The organism is Streptomyces canus (assembly GCF_030816965.1).
Lineage (GTDB): Bacteria > Actinomycetota > Actinomycetes > Streptomycetales > Streptomycetaceae > Streptomyces > Streptomyces canus_E.
The window spans coordinates 8602035-8628004 of the sequence record NZ_JAUSYQ010000002.1 but is presented as its reverse complement, the minus strand read 5'-3'; the positions used below and the strand labels follow the sequence as shown (position 1 = coordinate 8628004).

Annotated in this window: 1 protein-coding gene; it reads right to left on the bottom strand. The window is 70.8% G+C overall.

Translation table 11 applies throughout. The features are described 5' to 3' along the window. Positions 1 to 2 precede the first annotated feature (2 nt). Positions 3 to 25970, bottom strand: a complete 25968-nt coding sequence (locus tag QF027_RS40405) for an EndoU domain-containing protein (RefSeq protein ID WP_307080386.1) — start codon at positions 25968 to 25970, stop codon at positions 3 to 5.

Sequence of the window (25970 nt, the reverse complement as noted above, 5' to 3'; positions counted from 1 at the left end):
GACTACCCGGGCAGCAGACCGCCCCCCTCCTGGCCGGACAGCCGGGCCCACTCCTCCCGCACCTCCACCGGGAAGAGCTCCGAACCCCTGCGCAGCAGCTCCGCAAGATCCTCGCGACGGAGCGTATCGCGCAGAGGAAGCCGCTCGTCGGGCGCCAGAAGCCAAGTAGCCGCGGCCGCCGCTGAATACGGCAGCCGTCCCACCTGCTCGCGCCCCACACGAGTGTCAAGCACCGCCGCAGAGTCGAGCAGTTCGTCGAGTGTCCGGGACGGCACCGTACCATCCGCGATGTCACGCCGATGCCCCGTCCCCTCCCTCGGACCTGACACTGCCTCACCACCGCCCGACTCGCCCCCGGCGCCGCCGGAATCGACCCCATGCGCCGCATCCGCCCCGGCCAACTCCCCAGCCGGAGTACCTTCCGCAACAGCAGACGGCACATAACCGACCCACCCCGGCCCATTGGCGACAGATACCGGCGCCGACTGCTCGAACGTGCTCTCCCCCTCCGGCCCGACCGGTGACACCGCGGCCGTCTCGGACGCGGACCCAATGCCCTCCAGGTACGCGCGCTCGGCAGGGCGCACATGGACAGAGCCCACAAAACGCTCGACCAAGGAAGGCGCCGGCTCATCCACGGCTACAGCCGGCTCCGAACCGGCCGTCTCGTCCACCGGGGGGTAGCCCACCGGGGGCTCCTCTGCGGGCCGTGGCTGCTGGACGGCCGCAGTCTCGCCCTCCTGGGGCGCCACGGCCGGGGAGAACCGCCTCGACGGGGAACGGCCGACGCCCGGCGACCGGCGCTCGTCGGCCGCCGACTCGATCCGGGAGGAGACGTTGTCCTGCCCCGTGGCGTCGGACTCGGACCCGGCGCCCTCCTCGGATCCGGTGTCCCGCGCAGGCGACGCACCACGCTCGGGGGCGGCGCGTCCCGCTTCCTCCGGCTCCACCGCAGGCCGGCGTTCAATGTCGTAGTCCACCGCGGGTGCCAGATCCACGGCGTCTTCCTCGGATTCCCGGTCCTCCACCATGGAGCCGGTTTCCATGGGATCCCGCACCAGGTGCGCGTCCTCGGCAGGGTCCACCACCTGCTCGTCCACGGGGGGCGGCGGCGGCTCAGCGGCCGCGGGGGCTTGTGGCCCGCCCCGCGCAGGCACTGCCTCCGCCGTCGAGCCCGCGCGCTCCGCCCCGGATCGGGCATCGCCGACGGCCACCCGGTAATCGACAGCAGGCGCCGTATCCGGGTCGGCCCACTCCACGGTCGGTGTGTCGTCGCCCTCCGGCGCGACCTGGGTGGCGTGATCCTGCGCAGGCCGACCGCGGTAGTCGGTCTGGGTCGCTGCTTCGGGCCCGGACTCCTCCCCGCCATGGAACGTCCACCACGCGTCGTAGGCCTCCTGGTCCCGGTCCGCGGACTCAGCGGATGCGGACTCCGAGCTTGCCGAGAGCAGGTGCTGGTGGACATGGTCGACCTCGGCAGGTTCCGCGTCGCTGGACGGTTCCGGCGATCCGCTGGATCCTTCCGGGGACCCCCGCAACACACCCATGGAGAACTCGTGCTGCTCGGCGACCACGCCGAGGCCGCCGGTCCCCGCTGCTCGGGGGGTGGTGCGGTTCTGGGGCGCCGTAGCCGACTCGCCGTCCGCGGGCGCCCCATCCGTGGTCGCCTGTGGCGACTGCTCGTTGAGGCCGGGGGTCGGTCGCTGTGCGGCGTCGACGTCACCCTGCGCGGTCCGGGCGTCGGTCTCCTCCCCATCGGCCGACCCGGTCACCAACCGCCCACCAGACCGCTCCTGCTCCGGCTCACCTGGCCTAGGAGTGCGGCTCGGGCCCGGCCCACGCAGGAAGTTCCGGGCAGACTCCACAAAGCGATCGAGCCAGTACCGGGCCGCTGAGGACCACGAACCGAACGTCTCAACGATCCTCGCCCAGGTAGCCCCGGCAACCTCCATAAAGCGTTCCCACAAGGAAGGGGTATTCCACGTGCCGGAATCCGTCGGGTCGGGTTCGCGGAGCGTGGTGGGCCGGCTGAACGGGTCTGCCAGGTCGAGGGCGTGGTCGATGGCCGCCCGCCCCTTCGCCGGGTCGGTGCCGCCGGGCGGCAGCCAGTCGTCGGCGGTCGGCGCCGCCCCGTCCGGCAGCTGGGCAAAGTGCTGGGCAAAGCCCTTGAGCTCGTCGGCGTCCGGCCGCACGCCCAGGCGCTGCGGCAGGCCGTCCCGGATCTCTTCGATGCTCTCCGGTCCGACCTTGACCAGGCGGTGCGCCGTCTGGGGATTCTCGACGCGGACCAACGAGACGCGGACCGGCGGTGCCCCGTCCGCACGCGCGATGCCGCCGTAGGCGCTGGCCACCTCCGCCTGCATGCGTGTCCAGAAGGCATCCAGGTCGGGGTCGGTACCGGGCTCGGTGGCCAGGTGGATCCGGGCCGTGAGGTCAAGGCCCCACTGTCCGTTGGGGAACAGCACGCGCTGGACATCGAAACCGAAGTCCCCCCCTTCGCGGAAGTTCTGCCCCTCGCGGGCGAACGTTACCGGCACGACAGGCGTCTCGCCGATCCACTTCGCCTGGGGCCATCGGAGGTGGGGCTGCACCTGCGTGGGCCGGTACACGACGTGCTGGCCGTCCCGGACCAGGCCCTCGATGCGGATCCCCCTGGCCTCGCCGACCCAGTGATAGGTGCGGTCGTCGACCCGGCGATAGGTGCGGTCGTCCAACGTACCCGCGGCGTGCGCCTCGTCCACGAGGTCCAGCACCTCGGCGGATTTGTACTTGACGGGGAACATGGTGTGCTCGGACCCGTCTCGGTGCAGACGCCAGCGGGTCCAGCCTTCTGCCCGCTCGTCCCGGAAGGGCACCGCCGGGTCGAGGAAGTAGACGGGGGCCTGGTAGGTGCCGTTGTCGTGCATCTTGCCGCGCCCGATCCGCAGGCCGTGGTTCCTCTGCTGGCCCTCCTTGGGCGCGTGGTAGGCGCCGTCCCGGGTGCGGCGGACACCGTACCTGGCCACGTCCTCGACCCGCCGGTCGAAGCCCGGGACCAACACCAGCGCGCTGACCGAACCGTCCGGCTCAGTGGTGACGGCCCGTCTGGTCGACGGATTGATCTCCGTGCTGCTCCCGTCGTCCGGGAACCTCACGGTGAATGTCCCATCCGCGTTCCGGATCGTGCTACTGCCGTCGGGATTGGTCACCATCTGACCCGGGTTGAGCTTCGCGCTGCGCGTCCTCCCGCCCGGGAACCTCCTCGTCACCGTCCCGTCGGACCCGACGGTCTGACTGATCCCGTCGGGGAACGTCATGGCCAGCAACCTGCCAGGGTTCACGGTCACCGTGCCGCCACTGGGCGTGCGGAGCGAGGGCGCCCGGCGGGCCGGTGGGCCCAACAACACCGCGCTGCGCTGACGGTTCGGCTGATAGGTACGGGCCAGCCTGGTCGACGGATCGATATGCGTGAGGCTCCCGTTCCGGAACCTCACATTGAATGTCCCATCCGCGTTCCGGATCGTCGTACTGCGGTCCGCATTGGCTATCTTCTTACCCGGGGCGAGAAAGTGACTGACCGTCATCCCGTCCGGAGACGTCGTCACCACCATCCCGCCGGGAGAGAAGATCCGGCTGCTCCCGTCGGGGAACGTCATGGTCAGCGACCTGTCAGGGTTCAAGGTGATCGTGCCGCGAGTAGGCGTGCGGAGGAAGTTCTCCCAGCGTTGCGGTGGGACCAACAACAGCTCGCTGGGCGGACGGTTCGGCTGAATGATGCTGACCAGCCAGGTCGACGGATCGATCTCCGTGCTGCCCCGGTCGTCCGGGAACCTCATGGTGAATGTCCCATCCGGGTTCAGGATCGTCGTACTGCCGTCCAGATAGGCCACCTCCGTACCCGGGCTGACACTGCGCTTTGTCCCGTCCGGGAATGTCACCGTCCCGTCGGACCCGAAGGTCTGACTGCTCCCGTGGAACGTCGTGGTCAGCGACCTGCCAGGGTTCAAGGTCACCGTGCTGCCAGTGGGCGCGCGGAGCGAGCTCTCCCGGCGGGCCGGTAGGGGCAGCGGCGCGTAGTCGGGGGCTTTCAGGCCGGACTGGTCGTCGGAAGGCCGGAATCCCGTGATCGAGCCGTAGGGGCTCAGCTCCCCTGTAAACCGCACCCCGGCGTACACGCCCTCCCAGGTGAAGTAGCCGGGCTTCCCCATGACCGGGAGGACCTTGCCGTTGCGCAGGGCATCCAGGTACGCCTGCTCACCGTTGTAGACGGCGTCGTCCTCGTCCCAGTGGTCGGGGAGCATCATCTGAATCTGATCCCGCCTCCAGGGCACCGCCAGGTCGCCCGCGACCTGTCGCACCCGGTCGCCCAGCGCCGGCCGCGGGGTCAGGCCGTCGGCCGCGACGTACTCGGCGGGGTACGTCCCGTTGGCGTTGTTCGGCCCCCGCCGTTCCGGCCGCAGGCGATCCGACATCCCCCGGGGCGCCAGGTGCCCACCGACCCCCCTGCGGGGATCCCCGTGCAGCGCGGCCTCCCGGACGTCCAGGGGGATGTGGGGGCGGGTCGGCAGCCCATCCGCTCGGGGCTGGAGCGTTTCATCGGTGGAGAAGACCGGCTCGCCGTCGACCCGGAGGCGGGCGGTGCCCAGGGCGCCCTCGGTGTCCGCTCCGATCCGGCGCAGATGGCGGGGCTTGAGCCGCCACTGGCCCGGGACTTGGTCCGGGTCGTAGCTGGGATGGTCGCCGTCCACATCCGGGCGCCCCCTACCGTCCACGCGTCCGGGGCCGTCCATCAAAGAAGCGTCCAGATAGACCGCGCGCAAGCCGAAGTCCTCGCCGTCGCGGTACTCGTCATCCAGACCCAACAGGTGCCCCACCTCATGGGCAATCACTTCGGGCTCAAGGACGAGGCGGAGCGACCAGTTCTTGTGGTTCTCCCGCTTGAACTTGGCGTGCAGATTGACGACGTGGTGGCGAGGGGCTTTGGGATCCGACACGAATTCCAGGTCGACCCGGAGCAGGTCCCCGTTGGGAAGCCGGTAGCCACGGTTGTACCACTTGTGGACAGCCTCCTGGGCGCGCTCCTTCAGCTGATCCACCTCATCCGAGGTGATGGGATAGTCGTCTTCGGGATCCTTGACGTCGAGGAATATGCGGACCACCGCGCGGGTCTCGAACTCGCCGTTCTGCAACCGGTACCGCTGCGCCTCGAAGCGCCTGATCAACAGCGGGTCGTAGTAGGCCGCCCTGTAATCCGCCCAAGCCTTCAAGCCCTTCCGGACCGCCTCCTCCGGCTCCATCCCCAGCGGCTTCTTCAGCGGCTTCACCTCGCCGATCAGGGCCACGTCGGCGTCGCTGCCGCTGTAGTGGGTGGTGTTGTAGAAGAACTCGATCCCCGGGGCGCCCTGCGGTCCGACCGTCTCCACCAGCCGCGCGGACCCCTGGCCGCCCGCCCCGCCGGTGCGCAGCACGTTCACCTGCCGTCCGAAGGCGTGGGCCATCAGCGGCAGGAAGATCTCTCCCTGGTCGCTGGCCCACATGGTGTTCCAGTTCCGCACCGCGTGCCGAACGGTCGCGAACTCCTGGTCGTCCAGCGGCGCCGTGCTCTGCGGGTACTCGGTCGCCAGCACATCACGCAGCCCTTCGGGCGAGAGCGTGTCGAGCGCGGGCAGCCCGCCGCGTGCCTGGAGGTAGTCGAACTGCTCCCGGGGACTGAGGGCGTCGTCGGACAGGACGAACACGCTGCCTGTGGCGTCGGCCCCGCTCCGCACCGGGACCTCGGCCTCCGCGACACCCCGGGCCTCCCGCGGAGTCATCCCCGGGCCGATGAGCTCCTGGGTGCGGGCCTGGATGTAGCCGGTGCGCAGATCCGCCGGGTTGATGAGCCGCGGCGCCTCCGCCATGAGCTGATCGCGGTCCATGGTCTCCAGGCGCCCCCGGTAGTCCTGGACCACGCTCCGCCGGAACTGGCCGACGACCTGCGGGGGCAGGTAGCCCCGGTAGTTCGCGACCGTGTTCCGCACGGCCTCGATGGTGGCATCCGCCGCGCTCCGTTCGGGGACACGGCCACGCGAGACCAGCTCCGCCCGCTTGTCCAGCTCCCGCCGGACCGCGGTCGGGTCGCCCAGCCACGCGTGCGTGGTGGAAGCGTCGCCGTCCTGCCGTGAGAGCGTGTCGAGGACCTGCTGCGGGTCACTCGCCACCAGCGAGTAGATCAGGCAGTAGCCATCGGCCGGAACCCTGAGCAGCCGGCCCCGCGGCGCGCCCGGGCTCGATCGCTGCGCGCCCAAGTCCGAGCCGAACGACAACGAGGGCCGGAACGACTCATCGAAACCTCGGCGGCTGGACCCATCCGACTCCGCCTCGAACGACGACTCCGACTCATCCGAGTCGCCTGGCCCCCAGGCGACGGATGAGCCGGACGACGACTCCGACTCATCCGAGTCGCCCTCGAAACCTTCCTCGGACACGCCGGACGCGCCGGACCGCTGCGGGGACTGCTGCTCGGAGTCCGCCTCATCGAACCGCCGCACCCGCTCTCCTGTGACAAGCGCCTGTGCCAGGAAGGGGCCATCCGTCTCGTGCACCATCTCGTCCACCCGGGGGTGGCCCACCGGGGGCTCCTCTACGGGCCGTGGCTGCTGGACGCCCGCAGTCTCGCCCTCTTGGGGCACCACGGACGGGGAGAACCCCCTCTGCAGGGAACGGCCGACGCCCGGCGACCGGCGCCTCACCCCTTGCGCGGCTCCCTCGGCTCCCGCCGGGGCTTCCCCGCGCGCCTCGACCGGCAACCGCAGCCCGGCCGCCGCGTCGATCCTCCTGGCAAGCACCGGATCCACCAGGAGAATGCCTCGCATCCAGCTGGACACCGTCGACTGGCCGACCTTGAGCTCGTCGGCCGCCCGCGCCTGCGACCCCGGCGCACGCGTCAGGGCGACCAGCTGCCTCAGGGTCTTCTGGTAAGCCTCGAGCTTGCGGGGGTGGATCACTTCGACGGCCACAGCGCGGATCCGGCTGATCTGTTCCCGGCCCGGGGTCACCCCCTTCTTTACCCCGCGCTTTACCCCGACCTTTGTCCAGCCCTTCACCAACGCCTCATCGACGGGCTTCTCTCTGGTGCTGAGCCTCTCGGCCACGGCCCCGTACCCGGGCTCGCCCAGCTCGTCCTTCATGAGCTGCAGGAGGACCTGGGGGGGCAGGCTCTCGCTGGCCCGGCCCGCGGCAGCGTCATCCGGTCCGGGCCGCACCGTGCCATGCCCGCCCACCAGCGCACGGTTCTCCGGCCGCGCCTGCCACTCCGCGAGGAGCACCTTGGGGTCAAACCCAGGCCGCCCCTTCGCCTCCTCCACCACCGCGTACAGCTCGTTGATCCGGCGGGCGTACTCGGGTCCGACAGCCCTCCTCTTCCAGACCGACGCCCTCGACGAGCTGGCCCTGAGTGCCCGGGCCACGGCACGGTCGGACTCCAGCCGCAGACCCTTCTTCAGGGAGGCCAGGCGCTCCCGCAGGAGCTCCTGCTCCTCGCCGAAGTCCCGCCCGGACTCCACCTCGTCCAAGTCCAGCCCAGTCTCGCTGGCCCGGCCCGCGGCAGCGTCATCCGGTCCGGACCGCAGCATGCCACGCGCGCCCACCGGCGCACGGTTCTCCGGCCGCGCCTGCCACTCCGCGAGGAGCACCTTGGGGACGAACCCAAACCGCGCCTTCGCCTCCTCCACCACCGCGTGCAGCTCGTTGATCCGGCGGGCGTACTCGGATCCGATGGCAGCCCTCCTCTTCCAGGTCGACGCCCTCGACGGGCCTGCCCTGAGTGCCCGGGCCATGGCATTGCCGGACTTCAGCCGCAGATCCTTCTGCAGGGAGGCCAGGCGCTCCCGCAGGCGCTTCTGCTCCGCCGGCCCGCCAACCGCGCGGGGCTCGGCGTCGCGGTGCTCGGCGACCGCGGCACGGATGAGCTCGTGCAGGACGTCGAGGTCCGGCTCATCCGGCTCCGGCAGCAGGTCCGCCAGGCTCGGCAGGTTCGGCACGGCCCCGTCCCCGGACTCCACACCGGCGTCGACAATCCGGGTGCCGTCGGCGGCGGGATCGGCCGCCACGGGCCGCCGGGAGCCCGCGGCTTCGCCGCCCCGCGCCGGCCCGCCAACCGCGCGGGGCCCGGCGTCGAGGTCCGGCTCATCCGGCTCCGCCTCGCTGGCAGGCTCCGGCAGCAGCTCCGCCAGGTTCGGCACGGGCCCGTCCCCGGACTCCACACCGGCGTCGACAATCCGGGTGCCGTCGGCGGCGGGATCGGCCGCCACCGGCCTCGCCAGGCCATCCCCGTCCAACGCGCCGTCCGATCCGCTGAGAAACAGCCCGGCGAACCAATTCTCCGGCAACTGCTGCTCAGCCGACGCTCCGTCGCGGGGCGGCAAAGCCGCGGGCTCCCGACCCACCGCCCCGGCCCCATCCACGCCGGACCACTCAGCCGGCGACCCCACCCGCTCCACGCCGGAGTCTTCGACCCCGCCCAGCCCACGCGCGAACTCATCGCTCTGGCCCGGCAGCAGATCCGCCAGGTTCGGCACGGGCCCGCCCCCGGACTCCACACCCGTGCCACTCACCCCCGCGTCCTGGCCCCGGCCACCGTCATCCCGCCCAGATCCGGGCTCTGCCTGGCCACCGCCGAACGCCGACCCCCTCAAACCATCGACGGCACCGGCGGCCACAGCGGCCCCACCCACGCCGGACCACTCAGCCTGCGACCCCGCCCGGGGATCCGGGCCGGAGTCCCACCCGAACTCCGCTGCCGAAAGGTCCACCTCGTGGTCGCCGAACTCCTGCCCGCCGGACCGCTCGCCGTCCGCATCGTCCCGCCGCTGTTTCTTGGCCGGCCGCTGTCCGTCCGCTTCCTCCTCGCCCGCCGGAGCCTCGCCGACCACCCCGACCGGTCCCACGGACCGGGCGAAGTCCGCTGCCCCGAGCAACCCGCCCCAGTCTCCGTCCCAGGCCTCGACCTGCGCCTGTCCCGCGAGTTCCGCGCGGTGGTCCATGGCCGGGTCCACATCGGCCGCGCGTGACTCGTCGCCGATCAGGGCCGCGTCGGCGTCGCTGCCGCTGTAGTGGGTGGTGTTGTAGAAGAACTCGATCCCCGGGGCGCCCTGCGGTCCGACCGTCTCCACCAGCCGCGCGGACCCCTGGCCGCCCGCCCCGCCGGTGCGCAGCACGTTCACCTGCCGTCCGAAGGCGTGGGCCATCAGCGGCAGGAAGATCTCTCCCTGGTCGCTGGCCCACATGGTGTTCCAGTTCCGCACCGCGTGCCGAACGGTCGCGAACTCCTGGTCGTCCAGCGGCGCCGTGCTCTGCGGGTACTCGGTCGCCAGCACATCACGCAGCCCTTCGGGCGAGAGCGTGTCGAGCGCGGGCAGCCCGCCGCGTGCCTGGAGGTAGTCGAACTGCTCCCGGGGACTGAGGGCGTCGTCGGACAGGACGAACACGCTGCCTGTGGCGTCGGCCCCGCTCCGCACCGGGACCTCGGCCTCCGCGACACCCCGGGCCTCCTGCGGAGTCATCCCCGTGCCGATGAGCTCCTGGGTGCGGGCCTGGATGTAGCCGGTGCGCAGATCCGCCGGGTTGATCGCCTCCGGGTGGGTGAGGCGGTCGACGCCGAGCCGCTGCGCGTCCGCCATGAGCTGATCGCGGTCCATGCTCTCCAGGCGCCCCCGGTAGTCCTGGACCACGCTCCGCCGGAACTGGCCGACGACCTGCGGGGGCAGGTAGCCCCGGCTGCCGGTCAGGTAGTTCGCGACCGTGTTCCGCACGGCCTCGATGGTGGCATCCGCCGCGCTCCGTTCGGGGACACGGCCACGCGAGACCAACTGCGCCCTGTTGTCCAGCTCCCGCCGGACCGCGGTCGGATCGCTCAGCCACGCGTGCGTGGTGGAAGCATCGCCGTCCTGCCGTGAGAGCGTGTCGAGGACCTGCTGCGGGTCACTCGCCACCAGCGAGTAGATCAGGCAGTAGCCATCGGCCGGAACCCTGAGCAGCCGGCCCCGCGGCATGCCCGGGCTCGATCGCTGCGCGCCGTCAACGTCACCCCGCACGCTCCAGCCGCCGGCCCCCTCCCCATCGGCGGCAGTCGGAACCTGGCTGGAGTCCCTGCCGGAGACCGACTCGAGCAAGAAGTCCAACTCGCCCGGGTGGACCCCTCCTTCACGGGGATCCTCGATGGGTTCCAGAGTGGACTCCGACTCGAACGACACCTGCCTGGGCGCCGTGTCGTGGTTCACCGCAGGCGCCACGCCGGACACGGGTGGCACGACCGGTGGCTCGGAGTGTCCCGGGTCGGCGTCCTGGCGCCGCGCCTGCGTTTGGCCGTCCGACCCCAGGTCGCCCGGCCCGGACGGCCGGTCGTGCCCGGTCTCCTCAGCGGTGGGTCGTGGCGTGGCCCTGGACACACCCTCCATGTCCACATCCGTCGACCGCTCGCCGTCCGCATCGTCCCGCCGCTGTTTCTTGGCCGGAGGCTGTCCGTCCGTTTCCTCCTCGCCCGCCGAAGCCTCGTCGAACAGCCCGTCCAGTCCCACGGACCGGGCGAAGTCCGCTGCCTCGTGCCACCCGTCCCCGGCTCCGTCCCCGGCCTCGTCCTGCGCCTGTCCCGCGGGTTCCGCGCGGTGGTCCATGGCCGGGTCCACATCGGCGGCGCGTGACTCGTCGCCGAACAAACCCGCCTTACGAAGATACTCACCGGGCGCCACACGGCCGAGGTAGGGAGTGAGGACAGCGGCGATCTGCCGGAGATGGTCGGACGTCAGGACGATCCGCTTACCCGCGGCCTTACGGGGATCGGCCATCGCACTGTACTCATCCGGGCCGAGCTCCTGCTCGGCCCGGGTGACCGGAGTGAGCAGCACCCGATCGTCGGACTCGTCGTCCAGCGGACCGTAGCCATGGAAGAGTTCGTGGACGGCGCCGGCAGGACCCGCACCGATGTACCAGTTCCGCTGCCGCATCTGGCCCTGGTCCGGCGAGCCGCCATGGAGCTGCACCACGGTGTCCGCCTGCTCGGGGGAGTCGACCCACTCCACCCTCAGCCGCAGCAGCGGATCGGGCCGTCGCGGGCCGGTGACCTCGTCGTGCTGCAGGACGGGAAGCCGGGGTTCACGGCCGTTGACCACTTCCTCCAACCCCCGCGACACCCCATCTTGGTACGCCGTGACCTGCTCCGCGCCCACGCCCTCCAGCGCCACCACATGCACCCGCCGCGTCAGCCGGATCGTGTCCTGCCCCAGCGTCTCCCCACGATGCCAGGCCCACGCATACCCGACCCCGATCCGCTCCCCCGAAGCGTCAGGCCGCCGCACCTCCCATGGTGCGTCGAACTCGACGAGCTCACCGTCGAAAACCCGCTCCACCTTACGCATCCCAGGACCGACCGGGGCGAACTCGAACGCCTGCGACCCCACACCACCGGCACCGAACGGACTCCACCGCTCACTCCTCACCTCCCCCGCGGCAAACGGCACACCCGCCGCGTGATCCTGCTCCTCGGACTGCCCCCAAGAACGCTCGGTCACCTCACCGGGCCGAGCAGACCCATCACCCAACGGCAACGAGAAGTCCGAACCGTGAAGGTCGCTTTGATCATCCGGCTCCGCGGGCAGATCCGCCGGGTGCAGCACGGCCCCGTCCACGGACTCCACACCGGCGCCACTCACCCCAGCGTCCTGGCCGCGGACACCGTCGTCCCGCCCAGACCCGGGCTCTGCCTGGCCACCGCCGAACGCCGGCCCCCTCAAGCCATCGACGGCACCGGCGGCCAAAGCGGCCCCCTCCACGCCGGACCGCTCAGCCTGCGACACCGCCAGCTCCACGCCGGAGTCTTCGACCCAGTCCGGCCCATGCGCGAACTCATCGATCTGGTCCGGCTCATCCGGCGATCGCCGCCGCTTGCCGAGAACCCCGGCGGCGCCACCGGCAGTGCCGGACACCGACCTCGGCCCCCCGGCTCCCCCGGCTCCCTCGGCTCCCGCCGGGGCTTCCCCGCGCGCCTCGACCAACAACTTCCCGAACTCCTCGTCGATCCTGGCGGCATGCTCCTCATCCCACAGGCGAGTGCCTCGCAGCCACTTGGACACCGTCGTCTGGGTAACGCCGAGCTTCTCGGCCACCCGCGCGTGCGACCCCAGCGCACGCGTCAGGGCTTCCAGCTGGGTCAGGGTCTTCTGGTACTTCTCGAGCGTGTCGGAGCCGATCACTTCGTCGGCCACAGCGCGGATCCGGCTGATCTGTTCCGCGTTCGGGGTCCCGCCCTTTACCCCGCCCCTTATCCAGCCACGCACCAACGCCGCATCGACGGACTCCCATCCGGCGTCGAGCCTCGCGGCCACGGCCACGTACCCGCCGCCGCCCAGCTCGCGCTGCATAAGCTTCAGGAGGATCTTGTAAGACAGGCTCTCGCTGGCCCGGCCCGCGGCAGCGTCATCCAGTCCGGACCGCACCATGCCACCCGGGCCCACCGGCGCACGGTTCTCCGGCCGCGCCCGCCACTCCTCGAGGAGCACCTTGGGGTCGAACCCAGGCCGCCCCTTCCCAGCAGGCCGCCCCTTCGCCTCCTCCACCAGCGCGTACAGCCCGTTGATCCGGCGGGCGTACTCGGATCCGACAACAGACCCCCTCTTCCAGGCCCACGCCGTCGACCGGCTGGCCCCGAATGCCCGGGCCACGGCACGGACGGACTTCAGCTGCAGATCCTTCTGCAGGGAGGCCAGGCGCTCCCGCAGGCGCTTCTGCTCCGCGGGCAGCTCCGCCGGGTGCGGCACGGCCCCGTCCACGGCGGACCGCTCAGCCGGCGACCCCGCCCGCTCCACGCCGGAGTCCCACCCGGACTCCACCTCGGCCAAGTCCAGCCCACGCGCGAACTCGCCGATCGGGTCCGGCTCATCCGGCTCCGCGGGCAGCTCCGCCGGGTGCGGCACGGCCCCGTCCACGGACTCCACACCGGCGCCACTCACCCCCGCGTCCTGGCCGCGGACACCCTCGTCCCGCCCAGACCCGGGCTCTGCCTGGCCACCGCCGAACGCCGGCCCCCTCAAGCCATCGACGGCACCGGCGGCCAAAGCGGCCCCATCCACGCCGGACCGCTCAGCCTGCGACACCGCCAGCTCCACGCCGGAGTCTTCGACCCAGTCCGGCCCATGCGCGAACTCATCGATCTGGTCCAGCTCATCCGGCGATCGCCGCCGCTTGCCGAGAACCCCGGCGGCGCCACCGGCAGTGCCGGACACCGACCTCGGCCCCCCGGCTCCCCCGGCTCCCTCGGCTCCCGCCGGGGCTTCCCCGCGCGCCTCGACCAACAACTTCCCGAACTCCTCGTCGATCCTGGCGGCATGCTCCTCATCCCACAGGCGAGTGCCTCGCAGCCAGTTGGACACCGTCGTCTGGGTAACGTGGAGCTTCTCGGCCACCCGCGCGTACTTCCCCAGCGCACGCGTCAGGGCTTCCAGCTGGGTCAGGGTCTTCTGGTACTTCTCGAGCGTGTCGGAGCCGATCACTTCGTCGGCCACAGCGCGGATCCGGCTGATCTGTTCCGCGTTCGGGGTCCCGCCCTTTACCCCGCCCCTTATCCAGCCACGCACCAACGCCGCATCGACGGACTCCCATCCGGCGTCGAGCCTCGCGGCCACGGCCACGTACCCGCCGCCGCCCAGCTCGCGCTGCATAAGCTTCAGGAGGATCTTGTAAGACAGGCTCTCGCTGGCCCGGCCCGCGGCAGCGTCATCCAGTCCGGACCGCACCATGCCACCCGGTCCGGACCGCACCGTGCCACCCGCGCCCACCGGCGCACGGTTCTCCGGCCGCGCCCGCCACTCCGCGAGGAGCACCTTGGGGTCGAACTCAGGCCGCCCCTTCGCCTCCTCCACCAGCGCGTACAGCCCGTTGATCCGGCGGGCGTACTCGGATCCGACAACAGACCCCCTCTTCCAGGCCCACGCCGTCGACCGGCTGGCCCCGAATGCCCGGGCCACGGCACGGACGGACTTCAGCTGCAGATCCTTCTGCAGGGAGGCCAGGCGCTCCCGCAGGCGCTCCTGCCCCGCCGGCAGCTCCGCCGGGTGCGGCACGGGCCCGCCCCCGGACTCCACACCGGCGTCGACAAACCGGGTGCCGTCGGCGGCGGGATCGGCCGCCACGGGCCTCGCCAGGCCATCCCCGTCCAACGCGCCGTCCGATTCGCTGAGAAACGGCCCGGCGAACCGATTCTCCGGCAACTGCTGCTCAGCCGACGCTCCGTCGCGGGACGGCAAAGCCGCGGGCTCCCGCTCCACCGCCCCGGCCCCGTCCACGCCGGACCGCTCAGCCTGCGACCCCGCCAGCTCCACGCCGGAGTCTTCGACCCCGTCCAGCCCACGCGCGAACTCGCCGATCTGGTCCGGCAGCAGATCCGCCAGGTTCGGCACGGCCCCGTCCACGGACTCCACACCGGCGCCACTCACCCCCGCGTCCTGGCCGCGGACACCCTCGTCCCGCCCAGACCCGGGCTCTGCCTGGCCACCTCCGAACGCCGGCCCCCTCAAGCCATCGACGGCACCGGCGGCCAAAGCGGCCCCATCCACGGCGGACCACTCAGCCGGCGACCCCGCCCGCTCCGCGCCGAAGTCCCACCCGGACTCCACCTCGGCCCAGTCCGGCTCATGCGCGAACTCATCGATCTGGTCCAGCTCATCCGGCGATCGCCGCCGCTTGCCGAGAACCCCGGCGGCGCCACCGGCAGTGCCGGACACCGACCTCGGCCCCCCGGCTCCCTCGGCTCCCTCGGCCGCGGGCTCCCGGTCCACCGCCCCGTCCTCCGTCCCCGAAGGCGACAAGCCCGACCAGCCCCACCCGTTCGCCCACTCCTCCTCGGCCGTGCCGGACCGCTCGCTGGGCGACACCGCCCGGGGATCCGGGCCGGAAGGCAGCCCGAACTCCGCTGCCCAAGGGTCCACCTCGTGCTCGCCGAACTCCTGCTCGCCGGACCGCTCGCCGTCCGCATCGTGCGGGGACTGCTGCACGGAGTCCGCCTCATCGAACCGCCGCACCCGCTCTCCTGTGACAAGCGCCTGTTCCGGGAAGGGGCTATCCGTCTCGTGCACCATCTCGTCCACCGGGGGGTAGCCCACTGGGGGCTCCTCTGCGGGCCGTGGCTGCTGGACGGCCGCAGTCTCGCCCTCCTGGGGCGCCACGGCCGGGGAGACACGCCTCGACGGGGAACGGCCGACGCCCGGCGACCGGCGCTCGTCGGCCGCCGACTCGATCCGGGAGGAGACGTTGTCCTGCCCCGTGGCGTCGGAGGGACGGAACCGCGCGCCGGAGCCCGCCGGGTCGGGTTCGCTCAGCGTGCTAAACCCGTCGAAGGGGTCCGCCAGGTCGAGAAGGCCGAGGTCCCGCTGCAGGGCCTTTTCCTCGGTATCCGCCGGGTCGGGTTCGCGCAGCGTGCTAAACCCGTCGAAGGGGTCCGCCAGGTCGAGAAGGCCGAGGGCCCGCTGCAGGGCCTTTTCCTCGGTACCGGCGGTCGGCCGCCATGCGTCGGCCGCCGGCGCCGTCTCGTCCAGCAGAACTTCGGCGAGGCTATGCAGCTCCGAGAGATTCGGGAGCACGTCGTCCATGGCTCCCAGCAAGTCCAGGTCACCGACCGGGAATGAGTGGTGGGCTTCCTCGGGACTCGCGGCACGCACCAACGACAGACGGACCAGCGCTCCGTCCCTCCGCGATCCCCGCGCGGATTGGCCGTATGCGTCGGTCAGCCCCGGCAGTCGGCTCCAGAACTCGTTGAGCTCGTTGTTGTCGGTGCCGGGCGGAACGACCAGGTGGATCCGCTTCGTGAAGTCCAGGCCCTGCTGCCCGTTGTCGAACAGCACGTGCCGGACAGCGAAAGGCAAGACCCATTCCCCGCGGGTGACCGCCTCGCCGACCGGCTCATGGCCGGGCCAGCTGCTGTACGGCTGCATCTGCGTGGGCCGGTAGGCGACATGATGGCCGTCCCGCACCAGGCCCTCCATACGGACCATATCGGCATCGCCGACCCAGTGGTAGGTGCCGCGGTCGTCCACCGCCCGGACCGTATTCGCGGCGATGCCCCCGTCGTGCGCCGACTCAACGGCCGCATCGCCGATCCAGTGGTAGGCGCCGGGGTCGTCCACCGCCCGGAGCGTGTCCGCGGCGATGGCCGCGTCGTGCGCCGACTCAACGGCGGACAGCACCTGTTGCGGATCCCACTCTTTGGGGAACATGACGTGGTGGCGCCCGTCTTGGTGCAGATGCCAATTGCGCGGGTCACTCCCCTCGCGGCTTCCCGGGCGCAGCGCGGGGTCGAGAAAGAAGACGCTGGCCTCCCACGTCTTGTTGTGATTCGTCCAGACACGCTCGATCATCAGGCCGTAGGAAATCTCCTGTGTCGCCCGATCCACCTTGGGCTCGTGGTATGCGCCGCTGCGGGCGCGGGGGTCGCCGTACCGGGCCACGTCCTCGACCCGCTGGCCAAAGACCGGGCCGATGTCCGGCCCGACTACCTGCGGCGGGGCCGCGTGGGCGGGGCCGGGCGTGTCGGGCTGGTCGTCGGAGGGACGGAATCCGGTGAACGTGCTGCTGTCTCCCGCCCACAGACCGAGTATCTCGCGGTCGCCGTCGTCGGCGCGGTCCCGGAAGAAGCCCGCGTGCGGCGGGCCGATGGCGAGTTCCCCCGTGATACGCACTCCGTCGTACTCACCGGTCCAGACATAGACGCCAGGCCTGCCCTCGACGGGGAGGACGTTGCCTTCCCGCAGGGCATGCAGGTAGGCCTGTTCAGCGGCGTAGACGGCGTGGTCCTCATCCCAGTGGGCGGGGAACATCATCTGACCGCGCTGCGGCTGCCTCTGCGGAACGTGCAGGTCGCCCGCGACGGTCCGCGAGCGGTCCGCGAGTTCCGGCCGCACCCGGAGCCCCGGGTACTCGGCGCGATAGGTCCCGTTGGGGTTGGCCGTCCCCTCCAGCGCGACCGGCCGCGGACGCCACGTCATGCCCTTGGGCGGCAGATGACCGCCGCCCCCGGCGCGAGGCTCGCCATACAACACGGCCGACCGGGTCTCCAGGGAGAAGTGGGCGCGAGTCGGCAGCCCGTCCACCCGGGGCCGCAGTGTGTCGGCGGTGGAGAACACCACCTGACCTCTGGACCGCAGAAGGGCCGTCCCCAGGGCAGCCTCGATGGCCGAACCGATCTGGCGCAGATGACGGGGGGCAATCCGCCTCCGGTGCAAGCCCGCGCCAACGACCAGGTGGTTCGCGTCCAGGATCGGGCGTCCCCTGTCGTCCACTTCGAAACCGGCCATCAGGGACTCGTCCTCATACACCGTGCGGTCGCCGTACCACGTGTTCTCGCGGTACTCGTCCGTCAGGCCCAGCAGGTGTCCCACCTCGTGGGCCAGGACATAGTCGTCTTCGGTGACCGGCCAGTTCTTGTGGTTCGCCCGGTCGTACTCGGCGTGCACCGTGACGGTGTGATGAGCGTCCTGGGCGCGGGTGACGAACTGCAGGTCGACGCGGAACAGGTCCCCGCTGGGAAGGCGGTGGCCGCCGTTGTACCGCTGTTGGACACCCTCCTGGGCCCGCCGAGCCACCTCGCCCAACTGGTCCTCGGTGACGGGCGCGCCGTCTACTCGGTCGAGGAATATGCGGACTACCGCGCGGGTTTCGAAGTCCCCCGCCGCAAGCCGGTACCGCCGCGTCTCGAAGCGCCTGATATGGAGCGAGCCCCCCCAGCGCCCGACCCACCGTCCCGTGCTGTCCGGCCGCACCTCGCTGCCCTGGAGTTGCCCCTCAGCCCATTCGATGCTTTGAGTGTCCGGGTTCCAGACCCCCGTACGATCTTCGACCTGGTCGTAGACGCTGAGGACGGCCTCCGGGGCGATGGAGCCGAGGAAGACCACCTCTTGTTCCTCGGGCCGGGGGTGGGCCCACGTGTCCGGGATGAGGCCGGCCTGCTGCTGCCTGCGGAGCGTGGCTCCGACATCGACACCGACGGATTCGGCGTTCCAGGCCGGATCGATCTCGTAGCGGTAGCGATCGGCGCCGCGGGGATTCCGGGTGGTCGAGACGAAAGGCGCGGATCCGCCCCCCTCCACCCAGCCCAGCAGATCCACCCAGTCCAGCAGACGGGGGGCCACGTCGGCGCCACCGGACTGGAATCCGTTCCAAAAGACCAGCTCCGGAATCTCCGACTCGCCGGAGAAACGGAACAGCCGTTCGCCGACGATGCCGGCTACCACATAGGAGCGATCGTCCGGGTCAAGGAGGGAAAGATCCATGGAGGTCGGAGAGTGGCGATCCCCCGCCAGCCAGACGACGCGCCCGCGCGTCGGATCCCAGAAACCCGTACGATCTCCGACCTGGTCGTAGACGCTGCGGACGGCCTCCGGGGCGATGGAGCCGAGGAAGACCACCTCTTGTTCCTCGGGCCGGGGGTGGGCCCACGTGTCCGGGATGAGGCCGGCCTGCTGCTGCCTGCGGAGCGTGGCTCCGACATCGACACCGACGGATTCGGCGTTCCAGGCCGGATCGATCTCGTAGCGGTAGCGATCGGCGCCGCGGGGATTCCGGGTGGTCGAGACGAAAGGCGCGGATCCGCCCCCCTCCACCCAGCCCAGCAGATCCACCCAGTCCAGCAGACGGGGGGCCACGTCGGCGCCACCGGACTGGAATCCGTTCCAAAAGACCAGCTCCGGAATCTCCGACTCGCCGGAGAAACGGAACAGCCGTTCGCCGACGATGCCGGCTACCACATAGGAGCGATCGTCCGGGTCAAGGAGGGAAAGATCCATGCGGGTCGGAGAGTGGCGAACCCCCGGCAGCCAGTCGACGTGCTCGCCGGACCGCTCGCCGTCCGCATCGTCCCGCCGCTGTTTCTTGGCCGGAGGCTGTCCGTCCGTTTCCTCCTCGCCCGCCGAAGCCTCGTCGAACAGCCCGTCCAGTCCCACGGACCGGGCGAAGTCCGCTGCCCCGAGCAACCCGCCCCAGTCTCCGTCCCCGGCCTCGTCCTGCGCCTGTCCCGCGGGTTCCGCGCTGTGGTCCATGGCCGGGTCCACATCGGCGGCGCGTGACTCGTCGCCGAACAAACCCGCCTTACGAAGATACTCACCGGGCGCCACACGGCCGAGGTAGGGAGTGAGGACAGCGGCGATCTGCCGGAGATGGTCGGACGTCAGGACGATCCGCTTACCCGCGGCCTTACGGGGATCGGCCATCGCACTGTACTCATCCGGGCCGAGCTCCTGCTCGGCCCGGGTGACCGGAGTGAGCAGCACCCGATCGTCGGACTCGTCGTCCAGCGGACCGTAGCCATGGAAGAGTTCGTGGACGGCGCCGGCAGGACCCGCACCGATGTACCAGTTCCGCTGCCGCATCTGGCCCTGGTCCGGCGAGCCGCCATGGAGCTGCACCACGGTGTCCGCCTGCTCGGGGGAGTCGACCCACTCCACCCCCAGCCGCAGCAGCGGATCGGGCAGTCTCGGGCCGGTGACCTCGTCGTGCTGCAGGACGGGAAGCCGGGGTTCACGGCCGTTGACCACCTCCTCCAACCCCCGCGACACCTCACCTTGCAACGCCGTGACCTGCTCCGCGCCCACGCCCTCCAGCGCCACCACATGCACCCGCCGCGTCAGCCGGATCGTGTCCTGCCCCAGCGTCTCCCCACGATGCCAGGCCCACGCATACCCGACCCCGATCCGCTCCCCCGAAGCGTCAGGCCGCCGCACCTCCCACGGTGCGTCGAACTCGACGAGCTCACCGTCGAAAACCCGCTCCACCTTACGCATCCCAGGACCGACCGGGGCGAACTCAAACGCCTGCGACCCCACACCACCGGCACCGAACGGACTCCACCGCTCACTCCTCACCTCCCCCGCAGCAAACAGCAACCGCCCGAACTCCGCGTCGATCCTGTCGGCAAGCTTCCCATCCACCAGGTGAGTGCCTCGCAGCCAGGAGTACACCGCCCGCCCGCTGACGCCGAGCAGCGTGGCCACCCGCGCGTGCTTCCCCAGCTCACGCGTCAGGGCATTCAGCTGGGTCAGGGTCTTCTGGTAAGCCTCGAGCTTGTCGGACCCGACCACTTCGACGGCCACAGCGCGGATCCGGCTGATCTGTTCTAGGTCCGGGGTCACCCCCTCCTCTACCTCGTCCTTTACCTTGACCTTTGTCCAGCCACCCACCAACGCCGCATCGAAGCGCTCCCCTCCGGCACTGAGCCTCGCGGCCACGTCCCCGTACCCGTAACCGCCCAGCTTGCGATGCAGGAGCTTCAGGAGGATCTTGTAGGACAGGATCTCGCTGGCCCGGCCCGCGGCAGCGTCATCCGGTCCGGACCGCACCGTGCCACCCGGGCCCACCGGCGCGCCCGCGGCAGTGTCATCCGATCCGGACCGCACCGTGCCACCCGGGCCCACCGACGCACGGTTCTCCGGCCGCACCTTCCACTCCCTGAGGTGCGCCTTGAGGTGCGCCTTGAGGTCGAGCCCAGACAGCCCCTTCTCCTTCGCCTTCGCCACCAGCGCGTGCATCTCGTTGATCCGGCGGGTGTACTCGGGGTTGATAGCAATTTCCTTATTCTTCCAGAACCACACCCTCCCCCTGTTGGCCCCGAGGGCCTGGGACATGGCACTGTCGGACAACCCCAGATCCTTCTGCAGGGAGGCCAGGCGCTCCCGCAGGCGCTTCTGCTCCGCCGGCCCGCTAACCGCGCGGGGCTCGGCGTCGCGGTGCTCGGCGACCGCGGCACGGATCAGCATGTGCGGGACGTCGAGGTCAGGCCTCGCCGGCTCCGCCTCGCTGGCAGGCTCCGGCAGCAGCTCCGCCAGGTTCGGCACGGCCCCGTCCCCGGACTCCACACCGGCGTCGACAAACCGGGTGCCGTCGGCGGCGGGATCGGCCGCCACGGGCCTCGCCAGGCCATCCCCGTCCAACGCGCCGTCCGATTCGCTGAGAAACGGCCCGTCGAACCGATTCTCCGACAACTGCTGCTCAGCCAACGCTCCGTCGCGGGACGGCAAAGCCGCGGGCTCCCGCTCCACCGCCCCGGCCCCATCCACGCCGGACCGCTCAGCCGGCGACCCCGCCCGCTCCACGCCGGAGTCTTCGACCCACTCCAGCCCATGCGCGACCTCATCGATCTGGTCCGGCTCATCCGGCGATCGCCGCCGCTTGCCGAGAACCCCCGCGGCGCCGCCGGCAGCGCCGGACACCGACCTCGGCCCCCCGGCTCCCCCGGCTCCCCCGGCTCCCTCGGCTCCCGCCGGGGCTTCCCCGCGCGCCTCGACCGGCAACCGCCGCCCGAACTCCGCGTCGATCCTGGCGGCAAGCTCTTCATCCACCAGGTAATAGCCTCGCAGCAAGCGGGACACCTTCAGCTTGGGGAAGTCGAGCAGCTTGTCCGCCTCCGCGTCCGACCCCAGCGCATGCGACAGGTCTTCCAGCTGCCTCAGGGTCTTCTGGTAATCCTCGAGCTTGTCGGAGCCGACCTCTTCGATGGCCACTTCGCGGATCCGGTCGATCCATTCCAGGTCCGGGGTCACCCTGACCTTTACCCTGACCTTTGCCCTGACCCCTGCCCAGTCACGCACCACCGCCGCATCGACGCGCTTCCCTCCGGCGCTGAGCTTCGCGGCCACGGGATCGTACCCGCGACCGCCCAGCGTGCGCTGCAGGAGCCTCAGAAGGATCTTGTAGGACGGGATCTCGCTGGCCCGGTCCGCGGCAGCGTCATCCGGTCCGGACCACAGCATGCCACGACCGCCCACCCGCGCACGGTTCTCCGGCCGCGCCTGCCACGCCGCGAGGAACGCCTTGCGGTCGAACCCAGGCAGCCCCTTCTCCTTCGCCTTCGCCACCAGCGCGTGCATCCCGTTGATCCGGCTGGCGAACACGTCTCCGATAACAATCTTCTTATTCTTCCAGGCCCACACCCTCTCCCTGTTGGCCCCGAGGGCCTGGGACATGGCACTGTCGGACAACCCCAGATCCTTCTGCAGGGAGGCCAGGCGCTCCCGCAGGCCCTTCTGCTCCGCCGGCCCGCTAACCGCGCGGGACTCGGCGTCGCGGTGCTCGGCGCCCGCGGCACTATTCAGCAAGTGCGGGACGTCGAGGTCAGGCCTCGCCGGCTCCGCCTCGCTGGCAGGCTCCGGCAGCAACTCCGCCAGGTTCGGCAGGGCCCCGTCCCCGGACTCCACACCGGCGCCACTCACCCCCGCGTCCTGGCCGCGGACACCGTCATCCCACCCAGATCCGGGCTCTGCCCGGCCACCACCGAACTCCGGCCCCCTCAAGCCATCGACGGCACCGGCGGCCAAAGCAGCCCCATCCACGCCGGACCACTCAGCCTGCGACCCCTCCCGCTCCACGCCGGAGTCCCACCCGGACTCCACCTCGGCCAAGTCCAGCCCACGCACGAACTCGCCGATCTGGTCCGGCTCATCCAGCGATCGCAGCCGCTTGCCGAGAACCCCGGCGGCGCCACCGGCAGCGCCGGACACCGACCTCGGCCCCCCGGCTCCCTCGGCCGCGGGCTCCCGGTCCACCGCCCCGTCCTCCGTCCCCGAAGGCGACAAGCCCGACCAGCCCCACCCGTTCGCCCACTCCTCCTCGGCCATGCCGGACCGCTCGCTGGGCGACACCGCCCGGGAATCCGGGCTGGAAGGCAGCCCGAACTCCGCTGCCCAGGGGTCCACCTCGTGCTCGCCGAACTCCTGCTCGCCGGACCGCTCGCTGGGCGACACCGCCCGGGAATCCGGGCTGGAAGGCAGCCCGAACTCCGCTGCCGAGAGGTTCACCTCGTGCTCGCCGAACTCCTGCTCGCCGGACCGCTCGCCGTCCGCATCGTCCCGCCGCTGTTTCTTGGCCGGAGGCTGTCCGTCCGTTTCCTCCTCGCCCGCCGAAGCCTCGTCGAGCATCCCGTCCAGTCCCACGGACTGGGCGAAGTCCGCTGCCTCGTGCCACCCGTCCCCGGCTCCGTCCCCGGCCTCGTCCTGCGCCTGTCCCGCGGGTTCCGCGCGGTGGTCCATGGCCGGGTCCACATCGGCGGCGCGTGACTCGTCGCCGAACAAACCCGCCTTACGAAGATACTCACCGGGCGCCACACGGCCGAGGTAGGGAGTGAGGACAGCGGCGATCTGCCGGAGATGGTCGGACGTCAGGACGATCCGCTTACCCGCGGCCTTACGGGGATCGGCCATCGCACTGTACTCATCCGGGCCGAGCTCCTGCTCGGCCCGGGTGACCGGAGTGAGCAGCACCCGATCGTCGGACTCGTCGTCCAGCGGACCGTAGCCATGGAAGAGTTCGTGGACGGCGCCGGCAGGACCCGCACCGATGTACCAGTTCCGCTGCCGCATCTGGCCCTGGTCCGGCGAGCCGCCATGGAGCTGCACCACGGTGTCCGCCTGCTCGGGGGAGTCGACCCACTCCACCCTCAGCCGCAGCAGCGGATCGGGCCGTCGCGGGCCGGTGACCTCGTCGTGCTGCAGGACGGGAAGCCGGGGTTCACGGCCGTTGACCACTTCCTCCAACCCCCGCGACACCCCATCTTGGTACGCCGTGACCTGCTCCGCGCCCACGCCCTCCAGCGCCACCACATGCACCCGCCGCGTCAGCCGGATCGTGTCCTGCCCCAGCGTCTCCCCACGATGCCAGGCCCACGCATACCCGACCTGGTCCCGCTCCCCCGAAGCGGCAGGCTGCCGCACCTCCCACGGTGCGTCGAACTCGACGCGCTCACCGTCGAAAACCCGCTCCACCTTACGCATCCCAGGACCGGCCGGGGTGAACTCGAACGCCTGCGACCCCACACCACCGGCACCGAACGGACTCCACCGCTCACTCCTCACCTCCCCCGCAGCAAACGGCACACCCGGCAACCGCCCACCCGCACTCCCCGGGCCCCCAGGCACCACCGCAGAATCCACCGCAGAATCCACGGCAGATTCCACAACCGCGGGCGCGACCGCAGCGGCCTCGCCCCGGACCGACCGACCGGAAGAATCAGCAGGCACGGCAGTGCCACCACCGGCCCCCGAACCATCGAGCCGCGCCCCAGGCCGGCCCCCACCAGCGACACCCACGGGCCCCGCCCCGCCCGTGGACTGCTCCACCGCACCCACAAAGCCAGAAACCGCCTCCGCGGACGTCACAAAAGCCGCCGGGGCCCCCGCCACCGTCCCCGCAGGACCCTCCGCCGACTCACCGACAACGACACCATCACCGTCGTACGCACGGCCCTCACCCACAGCCGGATCCCCAGAAGCGGTCCCCACCAGCCCTGACACGGACGCGGGACCAACCGCGGGCGCAGCCTGCGAAACGACCGCACCAGAGCGCGGCACCTCAGCCCGGACCACACCGGCACCAGACACCGCAGCCCCCGCAACAGGCCCGGCAGCCGTTACCGGAAGACCCCCAGCAGCCGGAACCCCCACCACACCCGCGGCAACACCGTCACCCGCGCCCTCAGCCCCCACCACACCAGGGCCCGCACCCTCAACAACGCCCTCACCCCGCCCGGCAACAGCACGCGCCTGCCCACTACCGGCATCCGCCACACCACTCGCCGAACCCACACCAGCCACACCCGACAAACCCTCACCGCTACCAGAACGCGATGCCGCCCCCTCAACAGGCCCCATAACAGCCCCCCGCACACCGGGCCCGCCCACCACAGGAACCGGGAAAGCAGCACCAGCGATCCGCTGCTCCAAAACTTCGCCCGGACCAACTCCCGCTTCAGAACGCCCCATGCCCGAAACACCCACGGACACAGTCCCCGTCAGCGACTCCGAACCGGCCCCACCATCACCAACCCCGCCATCGTGGACACCACCCACGAAACCACCAGCCGCACCACGGCCGTCCTGCCCCTCCGCGAACTCCGGACCCACCCCGGTGTTCATCACACCATCCATGACAGGCGGGGTCTTGACCACGAAATTGCTGTTGATCCACGTACCCGACGCCACCGCACCCGAGTGCAGCCCATGCGAGCTCACACCGCTGAGGGACGCGCCGGTGAACGTCGACCAGGAAGTGGACCACCCACCATAGAAAAGCCCATTTCCCACGAACTCCGCCAACGCCTCCGAACCGCCCTCGGCAAGAGAACTGCTCGCCACTCCCGGATGCGCATGCGCATGCGCATGCCCCTCCAACCCCACACCATCCCCACCACCAGGCAACCGTTTGACACCGGCCGCCTCCGTCCTGGCAACGGTCTTCGCAACAACATCACCGGCGAAATCCTTCACCGGCGCCCCGCGCTTGAAAGCCTTCTTCGCCGCGTCAGTGGCGCCCTGCAACAAACCAGCCAGAGGGTGGTGGACAGCCCCCATGATCCCGCCGATCAGCCCGTCCTGCGCGATCTGCTTCCAGTCGAAACCCTTCGGACTCAACGCGCCAGACGTGAAAGCGATCATGCCCAGACGCACCGCGAACGTCTCGAAAGCCTCCTCGAACGCCTCACTCACCGCCGGCAGCGCATGCCGCTGAAGCGCAGCCATAATCACCAAGATCGCAGCACGACTACGGGCCCTTGCCACAGCCGCCCGACCCAAAGCCGCCCCACCACTGAACATGGACAACGCAAAGGCAACAGCCAACTCGATCAGAAGCCGGATCACCTCAGCAATGATCTGCCACTTGGACTCCAGGATCTGATACGAAGCCCTCACCCGGTCATCGGCAATTCCGTCCAGATCCGCCGAGAACTTCCTCAGGTAACCAGTCCCCCCGCCGTCCACGAACGTACCCATCGCACGGACATAATCCTGCCCGACCTGAGCCGGCAACGACCTCGCAGCACCCGCAACAGACTGCTCGATGAGATCGGACAACTCATCCAGATTCCTCGCCAACCGCCGGTACGACACATGACTGGCACCAGCCAGATCCTCATTCGCCTGCAACAAACGCTCACCAATGAGAACGAAAAGCATGTTGTTCACCAACGGAGAGGCCTTGATCGCCAT

Excerpts from the sequence above, each read along its gene's own strand:
- QF027_RS40405 (WP_307080386.1), bottom strand. The coding sequence starts at position 25,970 with ATGGCGATCAAGGCCTCTCCGTTGGTGAACAACATGCTTTTCGTTCTC.